The sequence below is a fragment of the Nitratidesulfovibrio termitidis HI1 genome (assembly GCF_000504305.1).
Classification (GTDB): domain Bacteria; phylum Desulfobacterota; class Desulfovibrionia; order Desulfovibrionales; family Desulfovibrionaceae; genus Cupidesulfovibrio; species Cupidesulfovibrio termitidis.
Genome location: NZ_KI632512.1, coordinates 2,942,220 through 2,966,395 on the forward strand (window position 1 = coordinate 2,942,220; position 24,176 = coordinate 2,966,395).

Genomic DNA, 24,176 nt, shown 5'->3' on the forward strand with positions numbered 1-24,176 from the left:
TCGGGTAAGTTCCGACCTGCACGAATGGCGTAACGATCTCCCTACTGTCTCGGCCAGAGACTCGGTGAAATTGAAGTCGCGGTGAAAATGCCGTGTACCCGCAGAAAGACGGAAAGACCCTGTGCACCTTTACTATAGCTTGACATTGGGTTTTGGGCTTGCATGTGTAGGATAGGTGGGAGGCTGTGAACCCTGTACGCCAGTATGGGGGGAGCCAACCTTGAAATACCACCCTTGCAAGTCTAAGGCTCTAATCCATACCCGTTACCCGGGATGGAGACAGTGTCTGGTGGGTAGTTTGACTGGGGCGGTCGCCTCCCAAACAATAACGGAGGCACGCAAAGGTTCCCTCAGCCTGATCGGAAACCAGGCGTCGAGTGCAAACGCATAAGGGAGCTTGACTGCAAGACAGACATGTCGAGCAGGGACGAAAGTCGGCGTTAGTGATCCGGTGGTTCCGCATGGAAGGGCCATCGCTCATTGGATAAAAGGTACGCCGGGGATAACAGGCTGATCGCGCCCAAGAGTTCATATCGACGGCGCGGTTTGGCACCTCGATGTCGGCTCATCACATCCTGGGGCTGAAGCAGGTCCCAAGGGTACGGCTGTTCGCCGTTTAAAGTGGTACGCGAGCTGGGTTTAAAACGTCGTGAGACAGTTTGGTCCCTATCTTCTGTGGGCGTAGGAGACTTGAGAGGGCCTGTCCCTAGTACGAGAGGACCGGGATGGACGCACCCCTGGTGGTCCTGTTGTCACGCCAGTGGCACAGCAGGGTAGCTATGTGCGGAAGGGATAACCGCTGAAAGCATCTAAGCGGGAAGCCTGCCTCAAGATAAGGTCTCCCTCTCTTCGGAGCTGAAGGGCCCGGGTAGACAACCCGGTTGATAGGCTGGAGGTATACATGCGGCGACGCATTCAGCTGACCAGTACTAATAGCCCGTGCGCCTTGTTTTCTTCTCTACACTTCCTTTCCACCCTGTTTGATTACATCTTTCGGTCCCGGCCGATGTGGCGGCGCTCAATAGCCAGCCTTGCCGGACGGTGACCAGAAATTTGTGCTGGTGTCCATGGAGGAGGGGGTACACCCGATCCCATTCCGAACTCGGAAGTTAAGCCCTCCATCGCCGATGATACTGCGTACTCTTGCGTGGGAAAGTAGGCCGATGCCAGCACTTATTTATCAGGGACGCAACCGCATCCCGACCCTTCACGCGAAAGGCCCCGGTGAGAAATCACCGGGGCCTTCGTGCGTTTGCAGGCTGGAAACAGGAAAGAGAAACTTCCTGTGTCAGTCTTTCTTTCCTATTGCGTGGTTGTAGTATTCTTCTTGCTCGATGTCGTTAAAGTCAGACATGCGGTTGATTTTATCTAGGAAGTATACAGTGGCGCTGTTATTTGCAAGAACAAGGTCGTTTTCGACAAGGGTGGAGTGGACAATTATTGCGTTGTTGTCTGCTCTTTCGGCAAAGAATATTCCTTCATCGCTGCAGTGCTTGATCGCTCGTACAAGTGCCGCAAGGGTCTCTGTGGTTAGGTCTCCGTCACTAAATTGCGAGAACCAGATTTCAAAATCTGTCGTCGGCATATTATCCCTCCTGCAATAATGTGTGGGTTCTTATATTCAAAAAAGTATTCATTGTGGCTGGCAGTGTCAACTAGCAAAGAGATGTCAGCGTTTCATTTGGATGCATTGCGTTGACTGCGATCACCCCTCTGATGTAAATCTTGAAATGCCGCGCGACTGGCGAGAAAGTGGAGCAACACCACGGGGAAACGCGGCATTCGTCAGCGCCGCTCGCCTGGGCCGCATCGGACACGATGCCGACAACGACCTTTCCCGCACCGCCGGGAAAGCCTGTCCGGAGGCCGCCCATGTGCTTGTTCATGGTATTTCACGCAATCCATTCCCGATTCGACGGCGGTAATGCCGCAGGCGTTCGCGGCGCGGGCAGGTCCTGCGCCTGTCTTGCCGTGCGCGCCAGCCATCCCGCCAGCACCCGCCTTGCCGCATGCCCCCATTCGGCCGCGCTGCTTCGCCTGGTTCCTGCCGCCATTCGCCCCCTTTCCGGCCTTGTCCGGGGGAGGTCCGCATGCTGAAGCGCACCTTGTCCGAATCGTCGCTCTCCGCCCTTGTGGCGGGCCTTGTGGCTGTCATCGTCTCCTACGCCGGGCCTGCCGCGTTGATGTTCCAGGCTGCCGAGGCCGCCCACCTGACCCAGGCCCAACTGTCCAGCTGGATCTGGGCCATTTCCATCGGCAGCGGTTTGACCGGCATCTGCCTCAGCCTGCGCTACCGGGTGCCGGTGATCACCGCGTGGTCCACCCCCGGCGCTGCGTTGCTGGCTGCCGGGTGGACGGCCTACAGCTACCCCGAGGCCATCGGTGCGTTCATCGCCGTGGGCGTGGCCATTACCGTGTTCGGGGTCACCGGGCTGTTCGCCGCGTTCATGGACCGCATTCCCAAGGCCGTGGTGTCGGCCATGCTGGCGGGCATCCTGTTCCGGTTCTGCGTGGACGTGTTCACGCGCATGCAGGCCGCGCCGTTGCTGGTGGCCCCCATGCTGCTGACATGGCTGGCGGCCCGCCGCCTGGCCCCCCGCTATGCCGTGTTGTTGCCGCTTCTGGCGGGTCTTGTGGTGGCAGGGACAACCGGTCAGCTGTCGTTCGGCGCGGTGAGCGCCGCGCCCGCCGTGCCGGTGCTGACCGTGCCCCATTTCACCGTGGGGGCGCTGCTGGGCCTTGGCGTGCCGCTGTTCGTGGTGGCCATGGCCGGGCAGAATGCCACGGGCCTGGGGGTGATGCGGGCATCCGGGTACGACACCCCCGGCAGCCCGCTGGTGACATGGACGGGCGTTGCCTCCACCCTGCTGGCGCCGTTCGGTTCGCACGGGGTGAACCTGGCGGCCATTACCGCCGCCATCTGCACCGGGCCGGAGGCCCATGCCGACCCGGCGCGGCGCTACTGGGCGGGCATCTTCTGCGGCGGGTTCTACGTGCTGGTGGGCACCTTCGGGGCCACGCTGGTGGGCCTGTTCACGGCCCTGCCGCAGGCGCTGGTGGCCGTGGTGTCGGGCCTTGCCCTGCTGGGGGCCTTTCTGGGCGGGCTGACCCAGGCCACGGAAGACCCGGTGCATCGGGAAAGCGCCGTCATCACCTTCCTGGTCACCGTATCCGGGGTGAGCCTGCTGGGCGTGGGCTCGTCGTTCTGGGGGCTGCTGGCGGGCCTGCTGGCCGGGGCGGTGCTGGTGGGACCGCAGGCACGGGTGCAGGCGGCCATTGCCGCGCACGCGGGACGGGCGGCGGCGCGCAAGTAGAAGGGATTGTACCCGCGCGGGCAGGGCCTTGCCATGTCTGCGTGGAGGGGCCTTGAAATGACCGGCGGCGTGGACGGGTGGACCGTTCACGCCGCTGTTGCGTTCATGGGGCTAAGCCGGACGGGAGGGCGGAGGCGGTGCGGCGTTTGCGGTCTTGCCCCGTTGGGGAGGGCAGCTGGCAGGCCCGTGGGACCACGGCTGCCCGGACGATTCCGTCGGATGATTACTTGCTGTCAGGCCGTGGCCTCGCCAAAAAGGGCCTGCTCCATGGCCTCGGTGTCGGCCAGCACATGGCCCACCAGCGACGAGAACGCCGCCGGGGCCAGCTTCAGGCGGTCCAGTGCTCCGTGCGCGGGCTGGTGCAGTAGCATGTCGCCCGGCATGTGGTAGCCCAGGGCCACGGCGATGTAGTCGCCAAGGTGCACGTACAGGCCAAGGTTGCTCCAGTTGCGCGCATCCGGACCGTGGTGCGTTGCCGCCGCCTCGGCCACGGCATCGCCCAGCCTCCAGGCATCCAGCAGACGGCGGCCGATGTCGCAGTGGTCATAGCCCAGCAGTTCGCGCTCTGCCGCCTGGATGGGCATGGCGCCTTCAAGGGCGCGGCGGGATATCTGGGCGGCCAGGTCCGGCAGGTTGCCCATCAGCAGCAGGTGCCCGATGTCGTGCAGCATGCCCGCAACAAAGGCCCGACCGGGGTCGGCCCCGCCGCAGGCCACGGCCAGGGCGCGCGCCGCCGTGGCCGCACATGCCGCATGCCGCCAGAAGGTCCGCCGGGCGGTCACGTCGCGCGGGGACATCAGGCGCATCAGCGAGGCGGCGGTGACCAGGCTGAGAATCTGGCGCATGCCCAGCATCAGCACGGCGCGCTGCACCGTTTCCACGGGCGCCAGCGGGGCGTGCAGCGGGCTGTTGGCGATGCGCAGCACGGCGGCGGTCAGGTAGGTGTCGTGCTGGATGATGCGCGCCACGTCGTCGGGGGTGGCGTCGTCGGAGGTCACCAGCGCGCTCAGGCGCTGCACCACTTCCGGCGGGGTGGTCAAGGCCGGGCGGCGGGCCAGCAGCGCGGCCAGCGAGGGTGCGTCCGTGCGAGGGGTGGGGCGCGGCGCGGCGGAGGCGTCCGCGGACGTGCCAGTGGATGCGCCGGAAGGCTTCCGGACCGTGCGGGGCGTGTCCGGTTGCCCATCGCGCAGCAGGCGTGTGCGGGCCCAGCCCGCCAGTTCGGCCAGCAACGGATGGGTCAGGTCCACCAGGGCGAAGCGACTGGCCAGTTCCGCGTCCGCCCATGTGACAGGGGAGTCTCCCTTGGCCGCATCGGGGCGTACGGCGAGACCCGGTCCGTTGTCCGGCTCGGAGCCCGGAGCGGGTTGCGCCGGGTTCGGTGCGGCATCAGCCTTCGGGGCGACTGCGGAAGGGGCGGAAGCGCGGGGCTTTCCGCCGCGGAAGAATCCCATGGGGTAACCGGGTGTGCCGCGCAGTGCGCGGGCAGAGTGTGTCCGTCTGCCTGACGGATATCCCAGAGCGCCCGGCTTGAAAAGCAGGCACTCGCCGTGTGCGGGACCCAGAACGCAGAACGGCTTGCGGACCACCCGCAAGCCGATTTCTGCGTCATGCAAAGAAAGGAAGGATGTCTGGGTTATTGCACGGGGCGTGCCAAGATGTGGCATGCTGTGTATCTTTTATCCAACATAAAGGTATTGCGTGATTTTTTTGGAAAGATCGCGCCATGCGGCAGGCCCGCTCCGCGTGCAGGATGTTGAACCTGCCTTCCCCGGTCCTGGCAGGCGGCCAAGAAATTTGACCGCCATCGGATGCGGTTTGACCGGCGCTGTTCCGCATCCCACGCGCGGCTGCCGTCTATTGTTCCACGTACAGGTAGCGCTTGATCTTGTGGGTGGGCGTTTTCTCGAAGGGTTCGGTCTGCTCGATGACCTTGTGCAGCCGCGCGAAGGTGGACACCTTGGCGTTTACGTCGTTGCGCAATTCTTCCAGCAGGGCGGCCACCTTTTCGCGGGCCTTGACGGCGGGCAGGCCGCCGAATTCCTCGTCCAGCCGCGCGTAGTCCAGGTGGATGCGCGCCGCCAGCCTGCCGTCCAGCTGGAACACCAGCGATTCCATCACGTACGGCGACTGCTGGATGACCGCCTCCACCTCTTCGGGGTAGATATTTTCGCCGCTGGGCCCCACGATGACGTTCTTCAGCCTGCCCTTGATGTACAGGTAGCCGTCGCGGTCGAATTTGCCCAGGTCGCCGGTGCGGAACCAGCCGTCGTCGGTGAAGACGGAGGCGGTGATTTCCGGCGCCTTGGCGTATTCGCGCATCACGTTGGGGCCGCGCACCAGTATTTCGCCCTCGCCGGTGGCCGGGTCGGGCGCGTCGATGCGCACCTCCACCCCGGTCAGCGGCCAGCCGGTGGCGGTCAGGCGGGTGTCGGCAGGGCCGCAGCCCGCAACCAGGGGCGACGTTTCGGTCAGGCCGTAGCCGATGGCGTACGGAAAGCCCGCCTCGCGCAGAAAGCGTTCCACGTCGGGCGCGATGGCCGCTCCGCCGATGCAGAAGATGCGCAGCGCGCCGCCAAAGGTTTGCAGCAGCTTCTTGCCCGCCATCGCGTGCAGTTTGCGCCGCACGAAGGGCAGCCCGTACAGCCGCCGCTTCAGCCTGGTATCGGTGAACTTGGGCAGCACGGCGGACTTGAATATCTTTTCGATGACCAGGGGCACGGACAACATGGCCGTGGGCCGCACCTGGGCCAGGGCGGGCAGCAGGGCGCGCGCCGTGGGCGGCTTGTCCATGTAGTGCACGTGCGCGCCGTTCAGCACCGGCAGCACCAGCCCCAGCGTGCATTCGTAGGTGTGCGACAGGGGCAGGATGGACAGCATGCGGTCGCCGGGGGCAATGCGCACGATGCTTTTCACCGCGTCGGCGTCCCATACGATGTTGCGGTGGGTCAGCACCACGCCCTTGGAATGGCCGGTGGTGCCGGAGGTGTAGATGATGGCCGCCACGTCGTCCTCGCCCGGCTCTTCCACGGCCAGGTGGGTGAAGCGCATGGCCTTGTCGCGCAGGCGGCGGAATTCACGCAGGCCGCGCTCCTTCAGTTCGCGCAGCTTGTCGCGCGTGGCGCCCTGTTGCACGGGATGGAAATTTTCTATCTGGATGAGCTCCGGCGGAGTGTCGAACTGGCCGTCCTCCAGCTTGGGGAACAGCCGCTCGGAGACCAGCACCACCTTGGATTCCGAGTGGCGGATGATGTGGTGCACCGCATCCGCATGGAATTCCGGCAGGATGGGCACGGCAATGGCGCCCATGGCGGTAATGGCGAAATAGGCGATGCCCCAGTTGGGCATGCTTTCGGACAGGATGGCCACCCGGTCGCCGCGCGCCACGCCCTGTTCCGCCAGCAGGGCGGACACCGTGGTGGCGTGTTCGAGCAGTTCGCGGAAGGTTACCGGTGTGCCGCCGATCTGCGACAGCGCGGGCTGGTCGGCGTACAGTTCGGCGCTGCGCTCCAGCACCCGCCTGAGGGTAAGCGTCTGCAACTCCATGCAAGCTCCTTCATGTGAGACTTCCCGGATGTACGGCAAAGCCGGATTCGCCGCAATCCCATGCGACGCGGCGGCAGGCGGGGAATGCGGGGTGTCGCCGTAACGTCACGGGCGGGGACGGTTGGCTGGGCGTTGCAGTGGGTGGATACAGGATCGGGCAGAACTGAGAAGAGCGAACGGCCGGCTGACGGGGTGCGGGGAGAGCCAGCCATGGGCGCCGGCTGTGAGGAACGACGGGGATGAACGGCTGCCGCGCGCAGGCAAGGGGGGATGCGGGGGAAGGTGATGCGTCGTGTCGTGACGGGCCATGCTTTCGTGGAGTGTTGCGGTTGCCCCTGCGGGTGGGCATGCCTGCACCGGTTGACCACGCAGCCCGTCGTGTCGCATACCGGAGGAACCATCCAAACCCCAACGCCGCACGAGGTTTCCCATGCTCAAGCACATCGTCTGGTGGACCCTGAAGGACGAGGCCGAAGGCGCCTCCGCCGCCGAGAACGCCGCCAAGATGAAGGCCATGCTCGACCCGCTCATGGGCAGGATTCCCAGCCTGAAGGGCCTGGAAGTGAGCACCACCTTCCTCGGCACCACCACCGAGCCGGTGCAGATCATCCTGGTGTCCACCCACGACGACGCCGAAGGGCTGAAGGCCTACGCCGAACACCCCGAGCACATGCAGTGCGTGGACTTCATCAAGAAGATCGTGGCCAGCCGCAAGGCCATCGACTTCATGGTGTAGCGCGCTGGCCGGGGATGCCCGGCGGTGCCTTTTTCCGGGGGCGGGAGAGCGCGGGCTCTTCCGCCCCGTGTCGTTGCGGGGGACTGGCGGGTTCCGGCCTGCCGGTCATGCGGGCGAGCCGGGCGGGCAGAGTGAGCCAGTCGCTCCAGTCGAGCCAGTCGAGCCAGTCGAGCCAGTCGCGCCGCCCCGCTGGGCGGAATCAGCGCGTGCCCGAGGCCACGAAGATGGAAATGCTGGCGCTGGAGCACCCGCAGGCGGACGTGGCGCAACAGGTGCCCCCGGCATCCTCCACGCGCACGTCGTGCAGACCGGCTTCGCGCAGCCAGCGGGCCACGTCCTCGCGCCGGAAGCCGGGCCAGCGGTCGTGATGCTCCCGCAGCAGAAAGGTGTTGTCGTGCAGATCCAGATCGGTCAGCACCACCCGGCCGCCGGGCCGGACGATGCGGGCCATCTCGCGCAGGGCCGCGCCGGGGTCGTCCGCATGGTGCAGGTACATGTTGGCGAAGGCGTGGTCCACCGCGCCGTCGGGCAGGGGCAGGGCGTTGCCCTCGCAGACCCGGCAGACCACCGGGGGCAGGCCGGGGCCGCCCGCCGCAAAGGGCTTGCGCCGCAGCACGTCCAGCATGACCGCGTTGGCGTCCAGCGCCGTGACGGCCACTCCCCGCGCCACCAGCGCCTCGGTGACGAAGCCGGTGCCCGCGCCCACGTCCGCAGCGGTCTGGCCGGGGGCCAGCGGAGCCCGCACGCAGGCCGCCTCGCGCACGACCTCGGAAAAGAACCCGGCGCGCAGGGTGTCCCAGATGCCCGCCACGGCATCGAAATAGCCCTTGCATCCCATTTGCGTCCTCCTGCATGTTTCGGGTGACTCGGATGCCGGAATGTATGCCGGTGGTGCTCGTGCGGCCATTCGCATGTTCCGGTGGTGGGTTCGGAAAAGCCGAAGACGGTCAGCCAGCCAGCCAGTCAGCCAGACGGGCGAAAGCCTGCGGTCAGGCTTGGGGAGAAGCATGGAACTCTATCAGTTGCGCACCTTTGCCGTGGTGGCGGACACCGGAAACCTGACACGCGCGGCGGAGCGGCTGCACGCCAGTCCGCCCGCCGTCAGCGCGCACATCCGCGCGCTGGAGGACGAACTGGGGGTGGGGCTGTTCCGGCGCACGCCGCGCGGCATGGAACTGACCGACGCCGGGCGCGACCTGCGCGAGCGGGCGGGCACCGTGCTGGCCGGGGCCGAGGAACTGCGGGCGCGCGCCCTGGCTCTGCGGGGCGAACCGGAGGGTGAGGTGACCCTGGCCCTGCACGCGGCCTCGCACCTGTTGCGGGTGGACGCGGCGCACGCCCTGCTGCGCCAGTCCGCGCCCCGCGTGCGGCTGCGCCTGTCGCGGGCCATGAGCTGGGAAGTGGTGGCCGACCTGCGATCCGGCAAGCTGGATGCGGGCTTCCTGTATCTGGCGGATCAGGCCCCGGAAGGTGGGGCAGATGGCGGATCGGATGGCGGGCCGTCAGAAGGCGTGGCCGCGCCGGATGGATTGGCCGTGACGCCGCTGGCCCGGATCGGGCTGCACGTCATCGGACCGATGGAATGGGCGGAGGTGCTGCAATCGGGCACCCTGGCCGAGCTTGCGGCCCTGCCGTGGCTGTGGGTGCCCTGCGAGTGTCCGTTTTGTCCGGTGATGGAGCAGCTGTTCGCCGCCGTGGGCGTGGAGCCCACCGTGGCCGCCGTGGCCGAGCAGGAAGACGCCCTGTGCGCCCTGGCCGCCGGAGGTGCCGGGCTGACGGTGATGGTCGAGGCCGAGGCGCGAGCCGCCGTGGCCGAAGGCCGCCTGGCACTGCGCGAGCGGCCCGTGGCCCATGTGACCCTGGCCTTCACCGTGCCCGCCGCGCGGGCCGAGGAACCGGCCCTTGTTGCCCTGCGCGAGTCGGTGCGGGCGGCGTGGGGAGTGAGCGGGGACGTCGCGCCTACAGCAGGCTGACGTAGGAATACATGACCACGAAGTGGCAGAAGCTGCCCGCCATCACGAACAGATGGAATATCTCGTGGAAACCGAAGTGCCGGAAGCGGTTGGGCCGCTTCAGCGCGTAGATCACCGCGCCCACCGAATAGAACGCGCCGCCCGCCACCAGCCAGGCCAGCGCCCCCGCCTGTAGGTTCATGACCAGCGGGTAGATGCCCGCCAGCGCCATCCAGCCCATGCCCAGGTAGATGCCCGTGGACACCCAGCGCGGCGCGTGCAGCCAGAACACCTTGGTGAAAATGCCCGCCACGGCCACCGCCCACACGCAGCCGAACAGCGACCAGCCCCACGGCCCGCGCAGCGGGATGAGGCAGATGGGCGTGTACGTGGCCGCGATGTAGACGAAGATCATGGAATGGTCCACGCGGCGCATCAGGCGCACGCCCCGTTCCGGCAGCGGCAGCCAGTGGTACAGGGTGCTGGCCGTGTACAGCAGCACCATGGACACCCCGAAGACGGAAAAGGTCACCACGTGCCACGGCAGCAGGGGCGACGCCGCGCGCACCACCAGCAACACCGTGCCCAGCACGGCCAGCAGCGCGCCGATGCAGTGGGTAAGCCCGCTGACCGGGTCGCGCAGGCTGGCCACCATGCGGCGCAGCAGCGGGGCCGACGGAATGGGCGGTGAGGGGTGCAGGGCTGCGGTCATGCAGGTTTCCTCCTGGGCGGTGTCTTTTCGGACGGGGTGTGGGGACGGGGCGCGGCATGCGCGCAAGGCGGGCGGGGATGCCGCGCCGGAATGCCGGGCGGGCTGCGCCGCCCCGTGAAGCTGGCATAGCCGGTTTCCGCCGTGCCGTCACGTGGCGGGGCCGGTGGGGCGACAGGCATGCGAAAGGGCGAAATGTCCGCGCCCCCGAGCGGGAGCCGCGTGCATTCCGCCCCAGGATGCGTTGCGTGATGCTTCCGGCCTGTTTTTCGGTGGCCTGCCTATTCGGCCTCTGGCCGACCTTCTTCCCTGCCCACGCCCAGCAGGGCCAGGGCAAAGTCGCCGCCGTCGAAGGGGCGCAGGTCTTCCATCTTTTCGCCCAGCCCCACGAAGGTGATGGGAATGCCGAACTGCATGGCCACCGCCACCACGATGCCGCCCTTGGCCGTGCCGTCCAGCTTGGTCAGCACGATTTCGTCCACACCGCAGGCCTCGTTGAACAGCTTGGTCTGCGACAGGGCGTTCTGGCCGGTGGTGGCGTCGATGACCAGGATGGAGCGGTGCGGCGCGCCGGGGTGCTTGCGTTCCAGGATCCGGCGGATCTTGTGCAACTCTTCCATCAGGTTGACCTTGGTGTGCAGGCGGCCCGCCGTGTCCACGAACACGATGTCGTAGCCGCCCGCCAGGGCCACGTCCATGGCCTCGAAGGCCACGGCGGCCGGGTCGGACCCGGCGGACTTGGCGTGAAAGTCGGCCCCCACGCGCCTGGCCCACACTTCCAGCTGTTCGATGGCCGCCGCGCGGAAGGTGTCCGCTGCGGCGATGAGCACCTTCTTGCCCTGCATGCGGGCGCGGTGGGCCAGCTTGGCGATGGTGGTGGTCTTGCCCACGCCGTTGACGCCGATCATCAGCACCACCTCGGGCGGGGTCACCGCGGCGATGCGGCGCGGCGCGCGGAAGATGTCCTGCAGTTCCTCGCGCAGCAGGTCGCGGAAGACGGCGGGGTCGTCCGTGCCCGCCTTGCGGGCGCGTTCCTTCAGACGGCCGGTCAGCTGCATGGCGGGTTCGAAGCCCACGTCGGCCATGATCAGGATTTCTTCCAGCTCTTCCCAGAACTTGTCGTCAATGCGGCCATGCGAGGCCAGCAGGGCGTCAATGCGACCGGTGATCTGCTCGCGCGTGCGGGCAAGGCCTTCGGTCAGCTTCAGGAACAGTCGGTTGCGTTCGTCTTCCTCGTCCTCCAGGTCCAGGGCGAGGGCCAGCCGGTACTGCAACTCGGAGCGAAAGTCGCCCACGTAGCGGTAATCCATGGCGGCCAGCCAGCGCCGGAAGTCGGCGATGAAGGCTTCGCCTTCCGCTTCCGGGGTTTCCAGCGCGGCGAACAGGAAGCGCAGGCGTTCCCACAGAGTGTCGTCCGCCTCGTCCACCCCGGTCAGCACGTGGCCCAGCCACACCGAAAGGCGCGGCTCGGACTGGCGCAGGGCGCGGGCCAGGTCCGCCCGCCAGGGGGCGTTCTGTGTGCCCGGCGCCGCTGGCGCATCGGGAGCGGCGGCTTCCGGCGTTGCGGCGGCGTCCTGTGGCGCGGCTGCCGGTGCTGCCGCCGGAGTCGCTGCCGGTTCCGTGGGCGCATCCGTGTCGCGAGGCGTCCACAATTTCTTGATGGCGCTGAAGAAACCCATATGTCGTCCTCCAGATGTGGGGGAAGTGGCGGTGGGAGCGTGGTTGCGTGACCCGGCCCGTGCACATGCCGTCCGGGCGCTGGCGGCGGGCAGGCAACCCGGAACCATGCCGGTCGCGGGGCCGCCACAACTTTGCCCAGAACCCCCGGCGAGTCAAGGTAAGGGGGCAAGAGGGGCAAGGGGGCGAGCGGGATGGGTGAGGGCAGACCATCAGGGACGGCAGGGCGCAACCCGGACCGTCCGGGAATGGGCATTTCCGCCGCGCCATTGCACGGGCGCTCTTTCCATCGCATGGCGCATCGTGTAGGCTGCCGTAAACCGGAAGGTCGATGTGCCGCCGTCCGCCCCGAGCACGGGGCCCCGCGCGGGCCGAGCCTTCCGAGACAGGCGACGGGGACATGACGCCCGCATGAGCAACACCACCGCCAGCAAAGGACTCTCCGTCCCGGACATCATCAAGGGGCGCTCGCTGTCGCGCGACCTCACCGTGAGCCTTGTGGTGATGGTGCTGGTGGTGGTGGCGGCGCTGTTTTCGTTCGTCTACGTGCAGATTTCGCGCGACATGCTGCACGAGGTGGACCGCAAGGCCGACGAATACAGCACCCGCCTGTCCGACATCCTTTCCATTCCCATGTGGAATTTCGACGCGCGCACCATGGACCAGATCGGTTCGGTGTTCGCGCAGTACGAACTGATCAACGAAATCCACATCGAGGACGCCCAGGGCAACACCCTGTTCCGGGTGCGCAAGGGCGCGGACCCCGACGCCACCGTGTTTCGCGAACGGGCCGTGCACTTCGAATCCGAGACCATCGGGCGGGTGTCCATGGTGGTCACCCTGCAGGAGTACCGGCGCAGCCTGGAACGGCTGCTGAAGGCCAGCGCCCTGATCATGGGCAGCGTGCTGGTGGTGCTGCTGGCCTCCACCGGGGTGCTGCTGCGCGTGTTTCTGCGCCGCCCGCTGGAGGCGTTGCGGTCGGGCATGGACCAGATTGCCCGGGGTGACTTTGCCTATGACATGACCACCATCGCCCATGCCGAACTGGTCCAGATCGCCGAGAATTTTTCACGCATGTGCAGCCAGGTGGAGCAGCGCGAGAACGAACTGCACGCCATCAACACCAAACTGCAAGACGAGATTCAAAGCCGCCGCCAGACCGAACTGGCCCTGCGCGCCAGCGAGGAACGCTACGCCCTGGTGGTGGGCGGCACCAGCGACGGCATCTGGGACTGGGACCTCGTCACCAACACCGTCTATTTTTCGCCGCGCTGGAAATCCATCGTGGGCTACGAAGACCACGAGGTGCCCAACCGCCTGGACGAATGGAAGAACCGGGTGCACCCCGACGACCTGGATACCGTGCTGCACGCCCATGACGACTATCTTGCCCGGCGCGTGCCCGAGTTTCAGGTGGAATACCGCATGCGCCACAAGGACGACAGCTACCGCTGGATCCTGGGGCGCGGCGCGGCCCTGTGGGACGCCAACGGGGTGCCCGTGCGCATGGCCGGGGCCCATACCGACATCACCACCCGCAAGGAAGTGGAACAGGAACTGCGCGAGGCCAAGAACAACCTCGACAACATCCTGAACGCCATGCCCTCGATCATCGTGGGGGTGGACCAGTCCGGCAGCATCACCCTGTGGAACCGCACTGCGGAACGCGTCACCAACCAGTCGCGCGACGAGGTGCTGGGCCGCCCCGTGGGCGAGGCCCTGCCCGACTTCGGCTTTCTGCTGGACGAAATCCGCCGCTCCATCGCCGAGGGCGGCACCATCTCGCTGGACAAGACGCCCGTGGCCGGGCCCGGCGTCACCCGCTACTTCGACATCGTGATCTACCCCGTGGTCTCGCGGGGCAGCTTTGGCGCCGTGGTGCGCCTGGACGACATCACCAGCCGCATCCGCATCGAAGAAATGATGGTGCAGACCGAAAAGATGTTGTCGGTGGGCGGCCTTGCGGCAGGCATGGCGCACGAGATCAACAACCCCCTCGGCGGCATCCTGCAGGGGGCGCAGAACATCCAGCGCAGGCTGGACCCGGACTTTGGCCCCAACATGGTGGCTGCGGAAGATGCGGGCTGCTCCATGGACTCCATCCGGGGCTATCTGGACCGCCGGGGCATCCTGCGCTTTCTGGACGGCATCCGCGAATCGGGCAACCGCGCGGCCAACATCGTGGCCAACATGCTGGAATTCAGCCGCCGCAGCGAATCGCGCTGGCAGCGGGTGTCGCTGCCCTATCTGGTGGACCGCACCCTGGAACTGGCGGCCAACGACTACGACCTGAAGAAGAAATACGACTTCCGGCACATCGACATCGTGCGCGACTTTGCCGCCGATCTGCCCGACCTGCCGTGCATGCCCACCGAAATCGAACAGGTGCTGCTGAACCTGTTCAAGAATGCCGCCCAGGCCATGCACCTGCGCGGCGAGCGGCCCGACCCGCCGCGCATCTCGGTAACCCTGCGCCATGAAGGCGGCATGCTGCGCATCGACGTGGCCGACAACGGCCCCGGCATGGAAGAGGACGTGCGGCGCAGGGTGTTCGAGCCGTTCTTCACCACCAAGAGCGTGGGCGAGGGCACCGGTCTTGGGCTCTCGGTGTCCTACTTCATCATCACCACCAACCACGGCGGCACCTTTACCGTGGATTCCGAGCCGGGCCGGGGCACGGTGTTCACCCTGCGGTTGCCGGTGGATCAGCGCCACGTGACCACGTAGGGCGCCCTGCCTGGCGTGCCTTCCCTCAGCTTCGTTTTTTATCGACGCCGCGCATCAGCGCGGCGTTTTCGCGTACTGCCAGCCAGCCGCAGACGCGCGACCCCGCCCCGCTTGCCCGGTGCATTCCGCGCCCCGTTCACCCCATGTGTCCAAAAGTCCGCAGAACCGCGTCCCCCAACGCGTTCCTTCTTGCCATCATGGGCAAATGTTTCTACATGTTTCCGCTCGGCACTGCACGATGTGGACAAGGGCGGCCAACAGCCGTCCGCCTTTGGTGCGCGAGGGAACGTGGCCCGGTAACGGGCGGCGTGCGCGCCGGGTCGTCGCACGGCCATTTTGGGCCGCATGCATATCGGAGGCACTGTGTTCCGTGTTCTTCTGGCCGCGCTGCTCTGCGTCGCGGCATGGTCCCCTTTTGCCGAAGCCGCGGGCTTCGCCATGTATGAATTCAGTGCGCGGGGCAACGCGCTGGGCGGGGCCATGACGGCCCGCCGTGCCGACCCTTCGTCCATCGCCTTCAACCCTGCCCTGGTCACCCAGTTGGAGGGCACGCAAACCCTGGCCGGGGTCACCGTGGTGGCGCCGCAGGTGTCCGTGGACGTCAACGGCCACACCACCGACGCGGAATCCAACATGTGGACCATTCCGCACGCCTACGCCACCACCCAGATCAACGACAACCTGTTCCTGGGCGTGGGCACCTTTTCGCGCTTCGGCCTGGGCACGGAATACCCGTCCGGTTGGGCGGGCCGTACCGAGTTGCAGTCGGTGAACATCCAGTCCATGTCGGTGAATCCGGTGCTGGGCGTGCGCCACGGCGATTTCGCGTTCGGCTTCGGCGTCGAGGCCATGTGGTTCGAATACGATCAGAAGCAGGCAACCGCCGCGATGGGCACGGACATCGACGGACGGGTCAAGGGTGATGCCACGGGCTTTGGCCTGAACGGCGGCGCCTTGTGGAAGGCAACCGACAGCGTGACCCTGGGGGCCAGCTTCCGCACGCCCATCAAGCAGGACCTGGAAGGCCGGGCCACCTTCGACAAGAACGGTGCGTCGGTTCCGGCGTCCTGGTTCCGGGACACCGATGCCGAAGGCTCCGTGACCCTGCCCGGCGAGGTGCGCGTGGGCGTGGCGTGGGAGCCGGACGACCGCTGGAGCGTGGCCATGGACGTGACCCGCACCTTCTGGAGCAGCTACGACGAACTGCGCATCGGCTACGGTGCTCCGCTGGCCCCCGGCGTGACGGAAAGCGTGAAGACCACCGAGTGGCGCGACGTGTGGCGGCTGGGCCTTGGCGTGGAATACCGCCTGACCGAGATGGTGGACCTGCGCGCGGGCTACGTCTACGACTGCTCACCCGTGAATTCCGACCATCTCGACTTTCTGGTGCCCGCCAACGACCGCCAGTTGTACAGCCTGGGCGTGGGCCTGCACGACGGGCCGTGGCGGGTGGACGTTTCGTACACCTACCTGTGGATCAAGGGCCGCGACGGCGAGGTGGAAGGCGACGGCGGCACCGTCTACGACGTGCGCTTCCATGACGGGGATGCGCATCTGCTCGGCCTCTCCGCTGGCTGGGAATTTTAAGGGCGCAAGGGTCCTTTTGCCCTCTGTCTTCGTCAGAAGTCTTTTTTATTCCGGTCACGCACGGAAGAGTGCGCTCCCTGCATAAAAAAGAACTTCTTCCTTGGCAGAGGGCAAAAATCCTCCTTGCGCCTTCATGCGGGGCGAGATGAGACTCCCCCATGACTTTTGCAGACACGCCACGAGGCGAGTGAGTGAAAATGGAAATGGGAGGAACCGTGAGGTTCCTCCCATTTGGTTTTGTGTGTCTTGAGAGGCCGTTTTCAAATTAGGATTTTTGTTCGTTGGCGAGGAAAACGAGCCTGCCATGAGGGAGTGCGGCAGCCGTTAGGCGAGTCTGCGAGCCTTACGGATGGCGACCGCAACGCGTACTCTTGCTGTATTCGACCGAAATGGCAGGCGAAGTTTGACGACGCCAACGGGCAAAAAGACAATTTGAATGCGGCCTCTAGATCAGCTTGTCGAAAATCAGCTTGTACGTGGCGCGGATGTGCAGGGCCAGGCGCAGGCGCAAGGCCTTGGCCTCGGCGTCGCCCAGCGAGAGCAGCGACACCAGGTGGTGGGCCGCCTCGGAGAAGTCGGTATCACCCTTGTGTTCCAGCATGCCCACGTAGCCGCGCACCTTTTCGACCAGCGCGGCGGCGTCCTTTTTGGCGGCTTTGCGCTCGGGCGCTTGCTGGAATCGTTCCAGGAATGCTTCGAATATCACTTCGAAGTCGTCCGGGAACGACCTGCGCAAGGCCAGCCGCCACAGGGCAATGAACAGGGCGCGCAGGTCCTGCAACGCGCGTTTGCGCCGCAGGAACTGCATGCGTCCGATGCCCATGGCGTCGATCTCCGGCGTGAAGTCGAAGGAACCGAGCAGGGCGGCGAAGTTGTCCAGTACCTCGTCGACGGTATAGGCGGGCGATGTGCTCATGCCCGGCAACGGCCCGGCGCTCATTCGGCGTCGGCCTCCGCATGGTGTGCCGTACCGGCGTCCGCACCTTCGGACGTTGTACCGGCAGGCTTCTTGCGGCGGCGGCGCCTGCGGCGTTTGGCGGGCGTGGCCGCGTTGCCGGGGGCAGCGTCATTGGCGTCGTTTTCGCCGGACTGGTCGTCGAATTCGTCATCGAACGCGCCGGAACCTTCCAGGGCCTGGGTCAGCACGGGCTGCACCGGTGCCGAGCCGGAGGCCGCCTTGGGGGCTGCCTTGGGCTTTGCGGCGGCCTTGCCCCTGGACTGGGGAGACTGGCCAGACTGGCCGGATTGGGCCTGCGCCTTGGCCCCGGAGGGCAGCCGCTGGCCAAACACACTGCCCACCGACGCAGAGGAGCCGCGCACGTCATCCAGACGGTCGTCGTCTTCGCTCAGGTAGTCTTCCAGCAGCAGAGGCATGTCGTCGTCTTCGTCCTCGTCCTTTTCGGGGGCCTTGGCGCGGGGCTTGCCCCCGGTCGCGGCTTTGCCCCCGGACGCTGCCTTGCCCTTCTCGGGACTGTCGGCTTCGGTCTTGCCCCTGCCACGGCGTGCACCGCGTGCAGGCTTGGCGGCTGCGGTATCGTCCGTTGCGTCGGGGGTGTCGGATGCGGCGCCGGTCGCCTCGGCATCGATGGCTTCCGTTGCAGCGGCGGCAGGGGCAGCCTTGGCCGCCCTGCCACGGGCTGGCCGCGCGGGCTTGCCCTTGGCGGGCTTGGCTGCGGGAGCATCTTCTGCGTCTCCGTCAGTCGAAGCGGGGGAAGCAGTGGAAGCGGCGGGTGCCCCGGCCTTGGCAGGCCGGGCGTCCCTGCGCTGCCTGGGGGCGTCGGGCTCTTCAGCTTCGCCGGATTTTCCGGTTGCGCCGGATGCCTTGGGCGTTTCGGGCGCGGCGGTCATGCCGCCGTCCCGCGCATCGTCTGCGTCGTCCTCGATGCCGTCCAACTGTTCCAGCGGGGCGTCGGCGGCCTGTCCGGCTTCCTGCCCGGCTTCCTGCGCGGCGCGGGCCTCGGCGTCGCGGCGGCGTTTGCGGCCACGGCCACGCCGCGACCGGCGTCGCCCTTCGCGGGGGGCCTGCCCGTCTTCACGCGGTTCCGCCTGCTGTTCCGGGCTGTCGCTGCCGGGGGTGTCGTCCGCCGCGGCCACGGCGGGGGCGCGTCCGTCGCGCCGTTCGTCCCGGCCTTCGTCCTTGCGTTCGTCCCGGCGTTCTTCGCGGCGCTCGTCCTTACGCTCGTCCTTACGCTCGTCGCGGCGCTCGTCACGTCGTTCATCCCGGCGGTCACGGTCGCGGCGGCGTCCGTCGCGTCCCTCGCGGTCATCACGCCGCTCTTCACGCCGGTCGTCCCTGCGTTCGTCGCGCCGTTCGTCGCGGCGGCGGTCCTGCCGGGGGGCCGGGGCGGTGGCGGGCATGGGCAGGGCCGCATGCAGGCTTTCCTGATAGTACTGGTCCAGCAGCATGGCCAGCAGCGCAAGCTGCTCGTCGTCCCCGGCCAGGGCACGGGCCAGCGGCGCAAAGCGCTGCTGCCGTTCGCGTTCCAGCCCGGTGCGGGCGCGCAGGCGCGCTTCCAGCAAGGCGGTCAGCCGGTCACCGGCGATGCGCGCCACCGACTCGTCGTCGGGGGTGGGGCGATGCTGGATGTCGATCTTGTAATGCTTGGCGATGCGCTGCAGTTCCAGCTTCTGGATGATGTCCACAAGCGAGATGACCGTGCCCGCCGAACCGGCGCGGCCGGTGCGGCCCGCACGGTGAATGTACGATTCGCGGTCTTCCGGCGGCTCGTACAGGATGACGTGCGAAAGGTCGGGAATGTCGATGCCGCGCGCGGCCACGTCGGTGGCCACCAGAAAGCGCACTCCGCCCTTGCGCAGGTTGCCCAGCACCTGTTCGCGCTTGGCCTGGGTCAGGTCCGCCGAAAGTTCGTCGGCATTGTAGCCGAAGCCCTGCAGCACCGCCGTCACGTAGTGCACGTTGGCCTTGGTGTTGCAGAAGATGATGGCCGCCGTGGGGTTTTCGGATTCGATGATGCGCACCAGCGCCCGGTCCTTGTCCATGGGCTTGGTTTCGCAATACAGGTGCTGCGTCTGGGCCACGTGCACCTGCTGGTGGCTCAGGCTGAGCATGCGCGGTTCGCTCAGGAACTCGCCCGCCAGGTTCAGCACGTGGGGCGGGTAGGTGGCGGAGAACAGGTACGCGGAAATGCGGCGCTTGGGCAGGTAGCGCTGGATTTCCTTCATGTCCGGGTAGAAGCCGATGGACAGCATGCGGTCTGCTTCGTCGAACACCAGCGCCCGGATGCGGTCCAGGTTCATGGTGCGGCGCAGCAGGTGGTCCAGCACGCGGCCCGGCGTGCCCACCACAAGGTGCGCACCGTCGCGCAGGGCGTCCATCTGCTTGCCGTAGCCCACGCCGCCGTACACGGCGGCCACGTTCAGGCCGGTGCCTTCGAACAGCACGCGGGCCTCGTATTCCACCTGCAGGGCCAGTTCGCGCGTGGGCACCAGGATCAGGGCCTGCACGGCGGGTTCGTCGGGCGACAGGCGTTCGAGCAGCGGCAGCAGGAAGGCCCCGGTCTTGCCGCTGCCCGTGCGCGACTGCACCATCAGGTCGCGCTTGGCGAAGATGTACGGCAGGGCGCGGGTTTGCACCGGCATCAGATTGGTCCACCCGGCTCGGGCGGCGGCCTCCTGCATCATGGGCGGCAGGTCGGCCAGAGTCACCGGGGGCAGCGCGTCTTCGGGCTCGTCGATGCGGGTGATCTCGGCGGCAAGGCGCAGGGCCGGGTCTTCATCGTCCGCCAGGGCGGCGACGTCGGTGGCATCGGCGGAGTCTGCGGAAATTGCGGGCGCGGGATCGGAAATTTCGGCGGGAGCGCCTTCGGCAGGGGCGTCGGAAGCGGCCACGGGGGCCGGGGTGCCGGGTGTGTCGGCGGCGGTGGTGCCGGGGGCGTCGGGGGATCCGGGGGCGTCAGCGACGGCGGGGGCGGGCACGTCGGAAGCGGCAGGCGCGGACGAAGGGGTTTCGTCGGTGTCGGCAGCCGAGTGCGCGTCGCCCTCAAGGCGTGGATCGTGAGTCATGCAGGTTCCTTGTTGGACCGGCTGTGCCGGTGCGATGTGGCGTCATTCCGGCGAGGGAACGGAACGCCTGTCGTACAGGATAGCAAAGGGTGTGCCTGTTGCGCAAGAACGTGAGAGGTGGTCACCCGGACCGAACCGGAGTGTCATGGTCCGGGTACGGGACGGGGGCCACGGAGGGCATGGCCACCACGGAGGCATGGGCGACGCGGACGCGGACGCGGCGGGAACAGGATGGCCGGTCGGGCATGACGGATGCCGCGAATGGCGGGTGCCGGTGGCGGGGCAGGCGCGTGGAACCTTTGCCCGGCAGGGTCATGCCCGGTCGCGCAGGGCCATTTCCGCCAGGGCGTTGACGGTGGCGGCGGCCAGGGGCGACCCGCCCTTGCGGCCCCGCAGGGCCAGACAGGGCAGACCGTGCGGGCCGTACTGGGTCAGCGCGGCGGCACGTTCCAGAAACAGCGCCTTGGATTCCGCCGCGTTGACGAACCCCACCGGCATGGCCACCACCAGCGCCGGGGGCGGGCCGCCCGCCGCCAGGTGGTCCAGCAGGGCCAGCAGCGCGGTGGGGGCGTTGCCCACGGCCACGATGGCCCCGCCCAGCCGGTCGCCCGCCAGTTCCATGGCCGCGCGGGCGCGGGTGGTTCCGCGCTCGCTCGCGCGTTCCGCCGTGCCGGGCAGGGCGTGCAGGCAGGTCACGGTGCAGCCCAGCGGGTCAAGACGGCGCAGGGGCATGCCCGCGCGGGCCATCTCCGTGTCCGTGTAAATGGCGCAGCCCCGGGCAAGGGCGGCCACACCGGCCTCTATGGCCGCATCCGGCAGGTGCAGATGGGGCAGGATGTCGAAGTCGGCGCAGGTGTGCACCAGCCGTCGCGCCACTTCCCAGGCCCGGCCCGCGAAGGGCTTGGGCTCGCCCGCTTCCTCGTCGATGATGGCGAAGGAACGGGCCTCTATGGCGTCGGGCGTGAAGGCGGGTTGCAGGCGCGGGTCCGCGTCGACGGAACCTGTTGTGGAAGCGCCACCGTTTGCGGGGGCGTCGGGGGTCAGGGGCATGGGATGTCTCCGGGGGCGGCGCAGGCAGCCACGAAGGCGCGCGCCGCAGCGGGGTTGGAGCCGAAATGCAGGTGCACGTACGAGCCGGATACCGAGCCCGCCGCCAGCCCTTCCGGGCCCAGGAGGGTGCCGGTGCGGTCGCGCAGGGCCCACACAGGCAGGTCAAGTTGGCCAGGCAGGCCGGAGTGGGCGGCAGGGCCGGGAAGGGTGGCCGGGCCGGGGGCGTCATCCGCTGGCGCGGGTTCCAGATGCGAATAGTGAAATTCGTGGCCGCGCAGCACCGTGCCCGCCGGGCCGAACGGTGAGGGACGCAGGGTTTCTGCCTCGCGGTAGCCCAGGGCGCGCAGCCGCGCGTCCATGTGGCAGTCGGCAGGCAGGCAACCGGTCATGGCGTGGCGGGTGCCGTGTGCGTCGGTGATGGCGCGCAGCAGATACATGAAGCCCCCGCATTCCCCGTGCACCGTGCGCCCTTGCGCGGCAAAGGCACGTACTGCGGCCAGCATGGGGACGTTGGCGGACAGGCGCGCGGCGTGCAGTTCCGGGTAGCCGCCGGGCAGCAGCAACCCGCCGAGGCCGCGCGGCAGTTCCGCGTCGTCCAGGGGTGAAAGGAACACCGGTTCGGCCCCGGCCTCTTCCAGCAGAAACAGGTTTTCCGGGTACAGGAACGAGAAGGCCGCATCGCGGGCGATGCCGATGCGCACCCGGCGCGCCGGGCCTTCCGCCAGATGCGTGGCGGCATGAGGACGGGCGACCGGCGTGGTTGCGGACATCGTCAGGTCTTCCGGCCCGACGGCGCGTGCGTCGGGGCTGCCGCTCGCGCTGGGGGCGGCGTCGGCAGCGTCGTGACCCCGGCGGTGGGGCGCCATGGCCCCGCAGCGGGCCAACAGGCTGTCCAGGCTGTGCCCCGCAGCGGCCAGCCCGGCCTCGAACCAGTCGGCCAGCCGCATGGACAGGGCCGTCCATTCCACTTCGTGGGCCTGGGCCAGCCCCAGGTGGCGCGAGGGCAGGCCAAGGGCTTCGTCGCGGGACAGCAGGCCCAGCAGGGGCGCTTCCGGGCAGTGGGCGGCCAGCGCCCCGCGCAGCAGGTCGCGGTGGCCGGGGCCGCCCACCCGGTTGCAGACCACCCCGGCAAAGCGCAGGGCCGGGTCGAACCGGGTGTAGCCAGCCACCAGCGCCGCCGCCGAGCGCGACATGCCGCGCACGTCGGCCACCAGCAGCACCGGGGCGTCCAGCAGGGCGGCCACTTCTGCCGTGGAACCCTGCCCGCCGTCGGCGGATGCGCCGTCGTACAGGCCCATGACGCCCTCGATGACGGCGATGTCCGGCGCGTTACCGGGTGCGTAATCCGGTGCGGTGGCTGTTGCCGGATCCGGCTGCCGCGTCGCGGGACCGGTGGCCCCGATGGCGCGGGCGAACGAGCGGCGTACCCCCTCCGCCCCGCACATCCAGCCGTCCAGGTTCCAGCCGGGACGACCGGTGACGGCGGCATGCAGGCCGGGGTCGATGTAGTCCGGCCCGGCCTTCATGGGCTGCACGCGCAGGCCGCGCCGGGTCAGCGCTGCCATCAGGGCCAGCGTGGCCGTGGTCTTGCCGCAGCCGCTGTGGGTGCCCGCCACCACAAGGACGGGCATGGGCGCGAGCGGCTGTGTGGGGGAAGGCATGGGCGGTTGCTTGGGCGCCGCGTCGCGCGCCGCCGGGCGGGTCATGCGATGTCGGCCTCGCCGGGCAGGCGGGGGGCGAATTTGGCGGCGATGATGGCCGCGTCCTCGTTCCGCGCCGAAACCTGCAATTCCGGCGCGCCGCCGTGGCAGCGGAAGGCGCCGTCCACCATGTCCACGTACCCGGCGGACAGCACGCGGGTGTAGGGCAGCTGTTCGCGCATGTCCGCATGGTCCACCCGGTGCGGAAAGATGAACGGCACGGGGTGGCCGGAAAAGTCCTCGAAGATGATGTATTTCATGCGGGGCTCCCGATGGGTTTGCCGCATGGTACGGGCTTTGGCGGCGAAGGTCCACAGGCTGCGGAGTGGCGTGGCGCCGTGGTGACGCAGCTGCTGGTGCGGCACACAACAGTGACCGCATGCGTGCAGGCCGCAAGGCCGCAACAGGCATGCCGCACGCCTTGCGGCACGCGCAATGGCCGTATGGTTCGGACAGGTCGATTCGTGCAGACAATTGCACATGGTGTGATGCCGTACCCGTTATTGCGTCAGTGAATACTCTGCATCATCCTCATGGTGCGTGCATCACTGGTTTGTTTCGAGATGCGCCGTGCTGCGCCATATGAAGACGCAACCGATAGAGGTTGACCCCGAAGGAAGGATTATCGTAGGTTCGAAACGAGTTTCGTGCACGCCTCATGTTCATCAAACATCAAAGGAGCGGCAATGACGGAGAATTATCTGAAGGAAGCTCTGGACATCGTGAAGGCGCAGGCCAGTGTCCGGACCATGACCGAAGACGAGATCACCACCATGGTCCGGCGCCTTGCGGAGGGCATCCGGACCCTGAGCGAAGGTGGTGCGCTGCCCGAAAGCGGCGAGGGCGCCGGGATGGACCCCAAGAAGGCCATCAAGGAAAAGTCCATCACCTGCTGCGAGTGCGGCAAGTCGTTCAAGATCCTGACCAAGAAGCACCTTGCCACGCATGGCCTCACCCCTGAAACGTACCGCGAGAAGTGCGGCTACAAGAAGGGCACTCCCCTGGTCTGCAAGTCGCTGCAGCGCGAACGCCGCAAGAAGATGCGCGACATGAAGCTGTGGGAGCGCCGCGGGGCATAGCCCGGCGAAGCGACCGACAAGGGACGGCGCGGGCGATTTGCGGCGCCCGCGTTTTTCATGGTCGGCCCTGAGGTTCCGG

General features: G+C 67.5%; 17 protein-coding genes, 2 rRNA genes and 1 riboswitch (1 of these 20 only partly in view). Of the genes, 8 read left to right on the forward strand and 11 right to left on the reverse strand.

The features are described 5' to 3' along the window. Together DESTE_RS11870 and rrf are read left to right on the forward strand one after the other, a co-directional pair. A 23S ribosomal RNA gene (locus DESTE_RS11870) occupies positions 1 to 954 on the forward strand (it extends 1,975 nt beyond the left edge of the window). Positions 955 to 1,057: 103 nt separating this feature from the next. After that, positions 1,058 to 1,172 (forward strand): 5S ribosomal RNA (gene rrf / locus DESTE_RS11875). 116 nt (positions 1,173 to 1,288) lie between these two features. On the opposite strand, the gene DESTE_RS11880 is transcribed toward rrf, so the two are convergent. Next, positions 1,289 to 1,585: a hypothetical protein gene (locus DESTE_RS11880; RefSeq protein ID WP_035067843.1), complete on the reverse strand. Its 297-nt coding sequence runs from the start codon at positions 1,583 to 1,585 to the stop codon at positions 1,289 to 1,291. A gap of 142 nt (positions 1,586 to 1,727) precedes the next feature. Further along, positions 1,728 to 1,812, forward strand: a riboswitch (ZMP/ZTP riboswitch). 278 nt (positions 1,813 to 2,090) lie between these two features. Here DESTE_RS11880 and DESTE_RS11885 point away from each other — a divergent pair. Then, the gene (locus DESTE_RS11885; RefSeq protein WP_035067844.1) at positions 2,091 to 3,314 is read left to right on the forward strand and encodes a benzoate/H(+) symporter BenE family transporter; all 1,224 of its coding nucleotides are present in this window, start codon (positions 2,091 to 2,093) and stop codon (positions 3,312 to 3,314) included. A gap of 233 nt (positions 3,315 to 3,547) precedes the next feature. On the opposite strand, the gene DESTE_RS11890 is transcribed toward DESTE_RS11885, so the two are convergent. Together DESTE_RS11890 and DESTE_RS11895 are read right to left on the reverse strand one after the other, a co-directional pair. Next, positions 3,548 to 4,765, reverse strand: coding sequence for an HDOD domain-containing protein (locus DESTE_RS11890; protein ID WP_035067846.1), 1,218 nt, complete (start codon positions 4,763 to 4,765; stop codon positions 3,548 to 3,550). Between the two features lie 403 nt (positions 4,766 to 5,168). Then, a complete protein-coding gene (locus tag DESTE_RS11895) occupies positions 5,169 to 6,857 on the reverse strand; it encodes a long-chain fatty acid--CoA ligase (RefSeq protein ID WP_035067848.1) in 1,689 nt (562 codons plus the stop codon). A gap of 430 nt (positions 6,858 to 7,287) precedes the next feature. On the opposite strand from DESTE_RS11895, the gene DESTE_RS11900 reads away from it, so the two are divergent. Continuing rightward, complete coding sequence (locus DESTE_RS11900) at positions 7,288 to 7,593, forward strand: Dabb family protein (protein ID WP_035067849.1); 306 nt, start codon at positions 7,288 to 7,290, stop codon at positions 7,591 to 7,593. A 199-nt stretch (positions 7,594 to 7,792) separates the two neighbouring features. On the opposite strand, the gene DESTE_RS11905 is transcribed toward DESTE_RS11900, so the two are convergent. Beyond that, on the reverse strand, positions 7,793 to 8,431 hold the full coding sequence (locus DESTE_RS11905; RefSeq protein ID WP_035067850.1) for a class I SAM-dependent methyltransferase: 639 nt from the start codon (positions 8,429 to 8,431) through the stop codon (positions 7,793 to 7,795). A gap of 169 nt (positions 8,432 to 8,600) precedes the next feature. Here DESTE_RS11905 and DESTE_RS11910 point away from each other — a divergent pair, with 169 nt between their 5' ends. Then, complete coding sequence (locus tag DESTE_RS11910; protein ID WP_035067852.1) at positions 8,601 to 9,566, forward strand: LysR family transcriptional regulator; 966 nt, start codon at positions 8,601 to 8,603, stop codon at positions 9,564 to 9,566. On the opposite strand, the gene trhA is transcribed toward DESTE_RS11910, so the two are convergent. Both trhA and ftsY read right to left on the reverse strand, forming a co-directional pair. Next, complete coding sequence (gene trhA / locus DESTE_RS11915) at positions 9,553 to 10,200, reverse strand: PAQR family membrane homeostasis protein TrhA (protein ID WP_035070257.1); 648 nt, start codon at positions 10,198 to 10,200, stop codon at positions 9,553 to 9,555. The two genes, DESTE_RS11910 and trhA, sit on opposite strands and share 14 nt — an antisense overlap. A 335-nt stretch (positions 10,201 to 10,535) precedes the next feature. Continuing rightward, positions 10,536 to 11,933: a signal recognition particle-docking protein FtsY gene (ftsY, locus tag DESTE_RS11920; RefSeq protein ID WP_035067853.1), complete on the reverse strand. Its 1,398-nt coding sequence runs from the start codon at positions 11,931 to 11,933 to the stop codon at positions 10,536 to 10,538. Positions 11,934 to 12,342: 409 nt separating this feature from the next. Here ftsY and DESTE_RS11925 point away from each other — a divergent pair, with 409 nt between their 5' ends. Further along, a complete protein-coding gene (locus DESTE_RS11925) occupies positions 12,343 to 14,658 on the forward strand; it encodes an ATP-binding protein (RefSeq protein ID WP_035067855.1) in 2,316 nt (771 codons plus the stop codon). 363 nt (positions 14,659 to 15,021) lie between these two features. Beyond that, positions 15,022 to 16,245, forward strand: coding sequence for an OmpP1/FadL family transporter (locus DESTE_RS11930; RefSeq protein ID WP_035067857.1), 1,224 nt, complete (start codon positions 15,022 to 15,024; stop codon positions 16,243 to 16,245). Between the two features lie 445 nt (positions 16,246 to 16,690). Here DESTE_RS11930 and DESTE_RS11935 read toward each other — a convergent pair whose 3' ends face one another. From DESTE_RS11935 to DESTE_RS11955, 5 genes are all read right to left on the reverse strand, one after another. Next, positions 16,691 to 17,185, reverse strand: coding sequence for a hypothetical protein (locus DESTE_RS11935; RefSeq protein ID WP_035067859.1), 495 nt, complete (start codon positions 17,183 to 17,185; stop codon positions 16,691 to 16,693). Further along, positions 17,182 to 20,268 carry a DEAD/DEAH box helicase gene (locus DESTE_RS11940; protein WP_035067861.1) on the reverse strand — a complete coding sequence of 1,029 codons (3,087 nt, stop codon included), beginning with the start codon at positions 20,266 to 20,268 and terminating at the stop codon, positions 17,182 to 17,184. Before DESTE_RS11940 ends, DESTE_RS11935 begins: the two co-directional genes overlap by 4 nt. A gap of 312 nt (positions 20,269 to 20,580) precedes the next feature. Then, positions 20,581 to 21,318: a precorrin-8X methylmutase gene (locus DESTE_RS11945; RefSeq protein WP_156925339.1), complete on the reverse strand. Its 738-nt coding sequence runs from the start codon at positions 21,316 to 21,318 to the stop codon at positions 20,581 to 20,583. Further along, positions 21,309 to 22,979: a cobyrinic acid a,c-diamide synthase CobB gene (locus tag DESTE_RS11950; protein ID WP_084559571.1), complete on the reverse strand. Its 1,671-nt coding sequence runs from the start codon at positions 22,977 to 22,979 to the stop codon at positions 21,309 to 21,311. Before DESTE_RS11950 ends, DESTE_RS11945 begins: the two co-directional genes overlap by 10 nt. Before the next feature lie 41 nt (positions 22,980 to 23,020). Beyond that, entirely contained in the window at positions 23,021 to 23,278 is a 258-nt protein-coding gene (locus tag DESTE_RS11955; protein ID WP_035067862.1) for a hypothetical protein, read from the reverse strand. 426 nt (positions 23,279 to 23,704) lie between these two features. On the opposite strand from DESTE_RS11955, the gene DESTE_RS11960 reads away from it, so the two are divergent. Beyond that, a complete protein-coding gene (locus DESTE_RS11960) occupies positions 23,705 to 24,097 on the forward strand; it encodes a Ros/MucR family transcriptional regulator (protein WP_035067863.1) in 393 nt (130 codons plus the stop codon). Positions 24,098 to 24,176 lie beyond the last annotated feature (79 nt).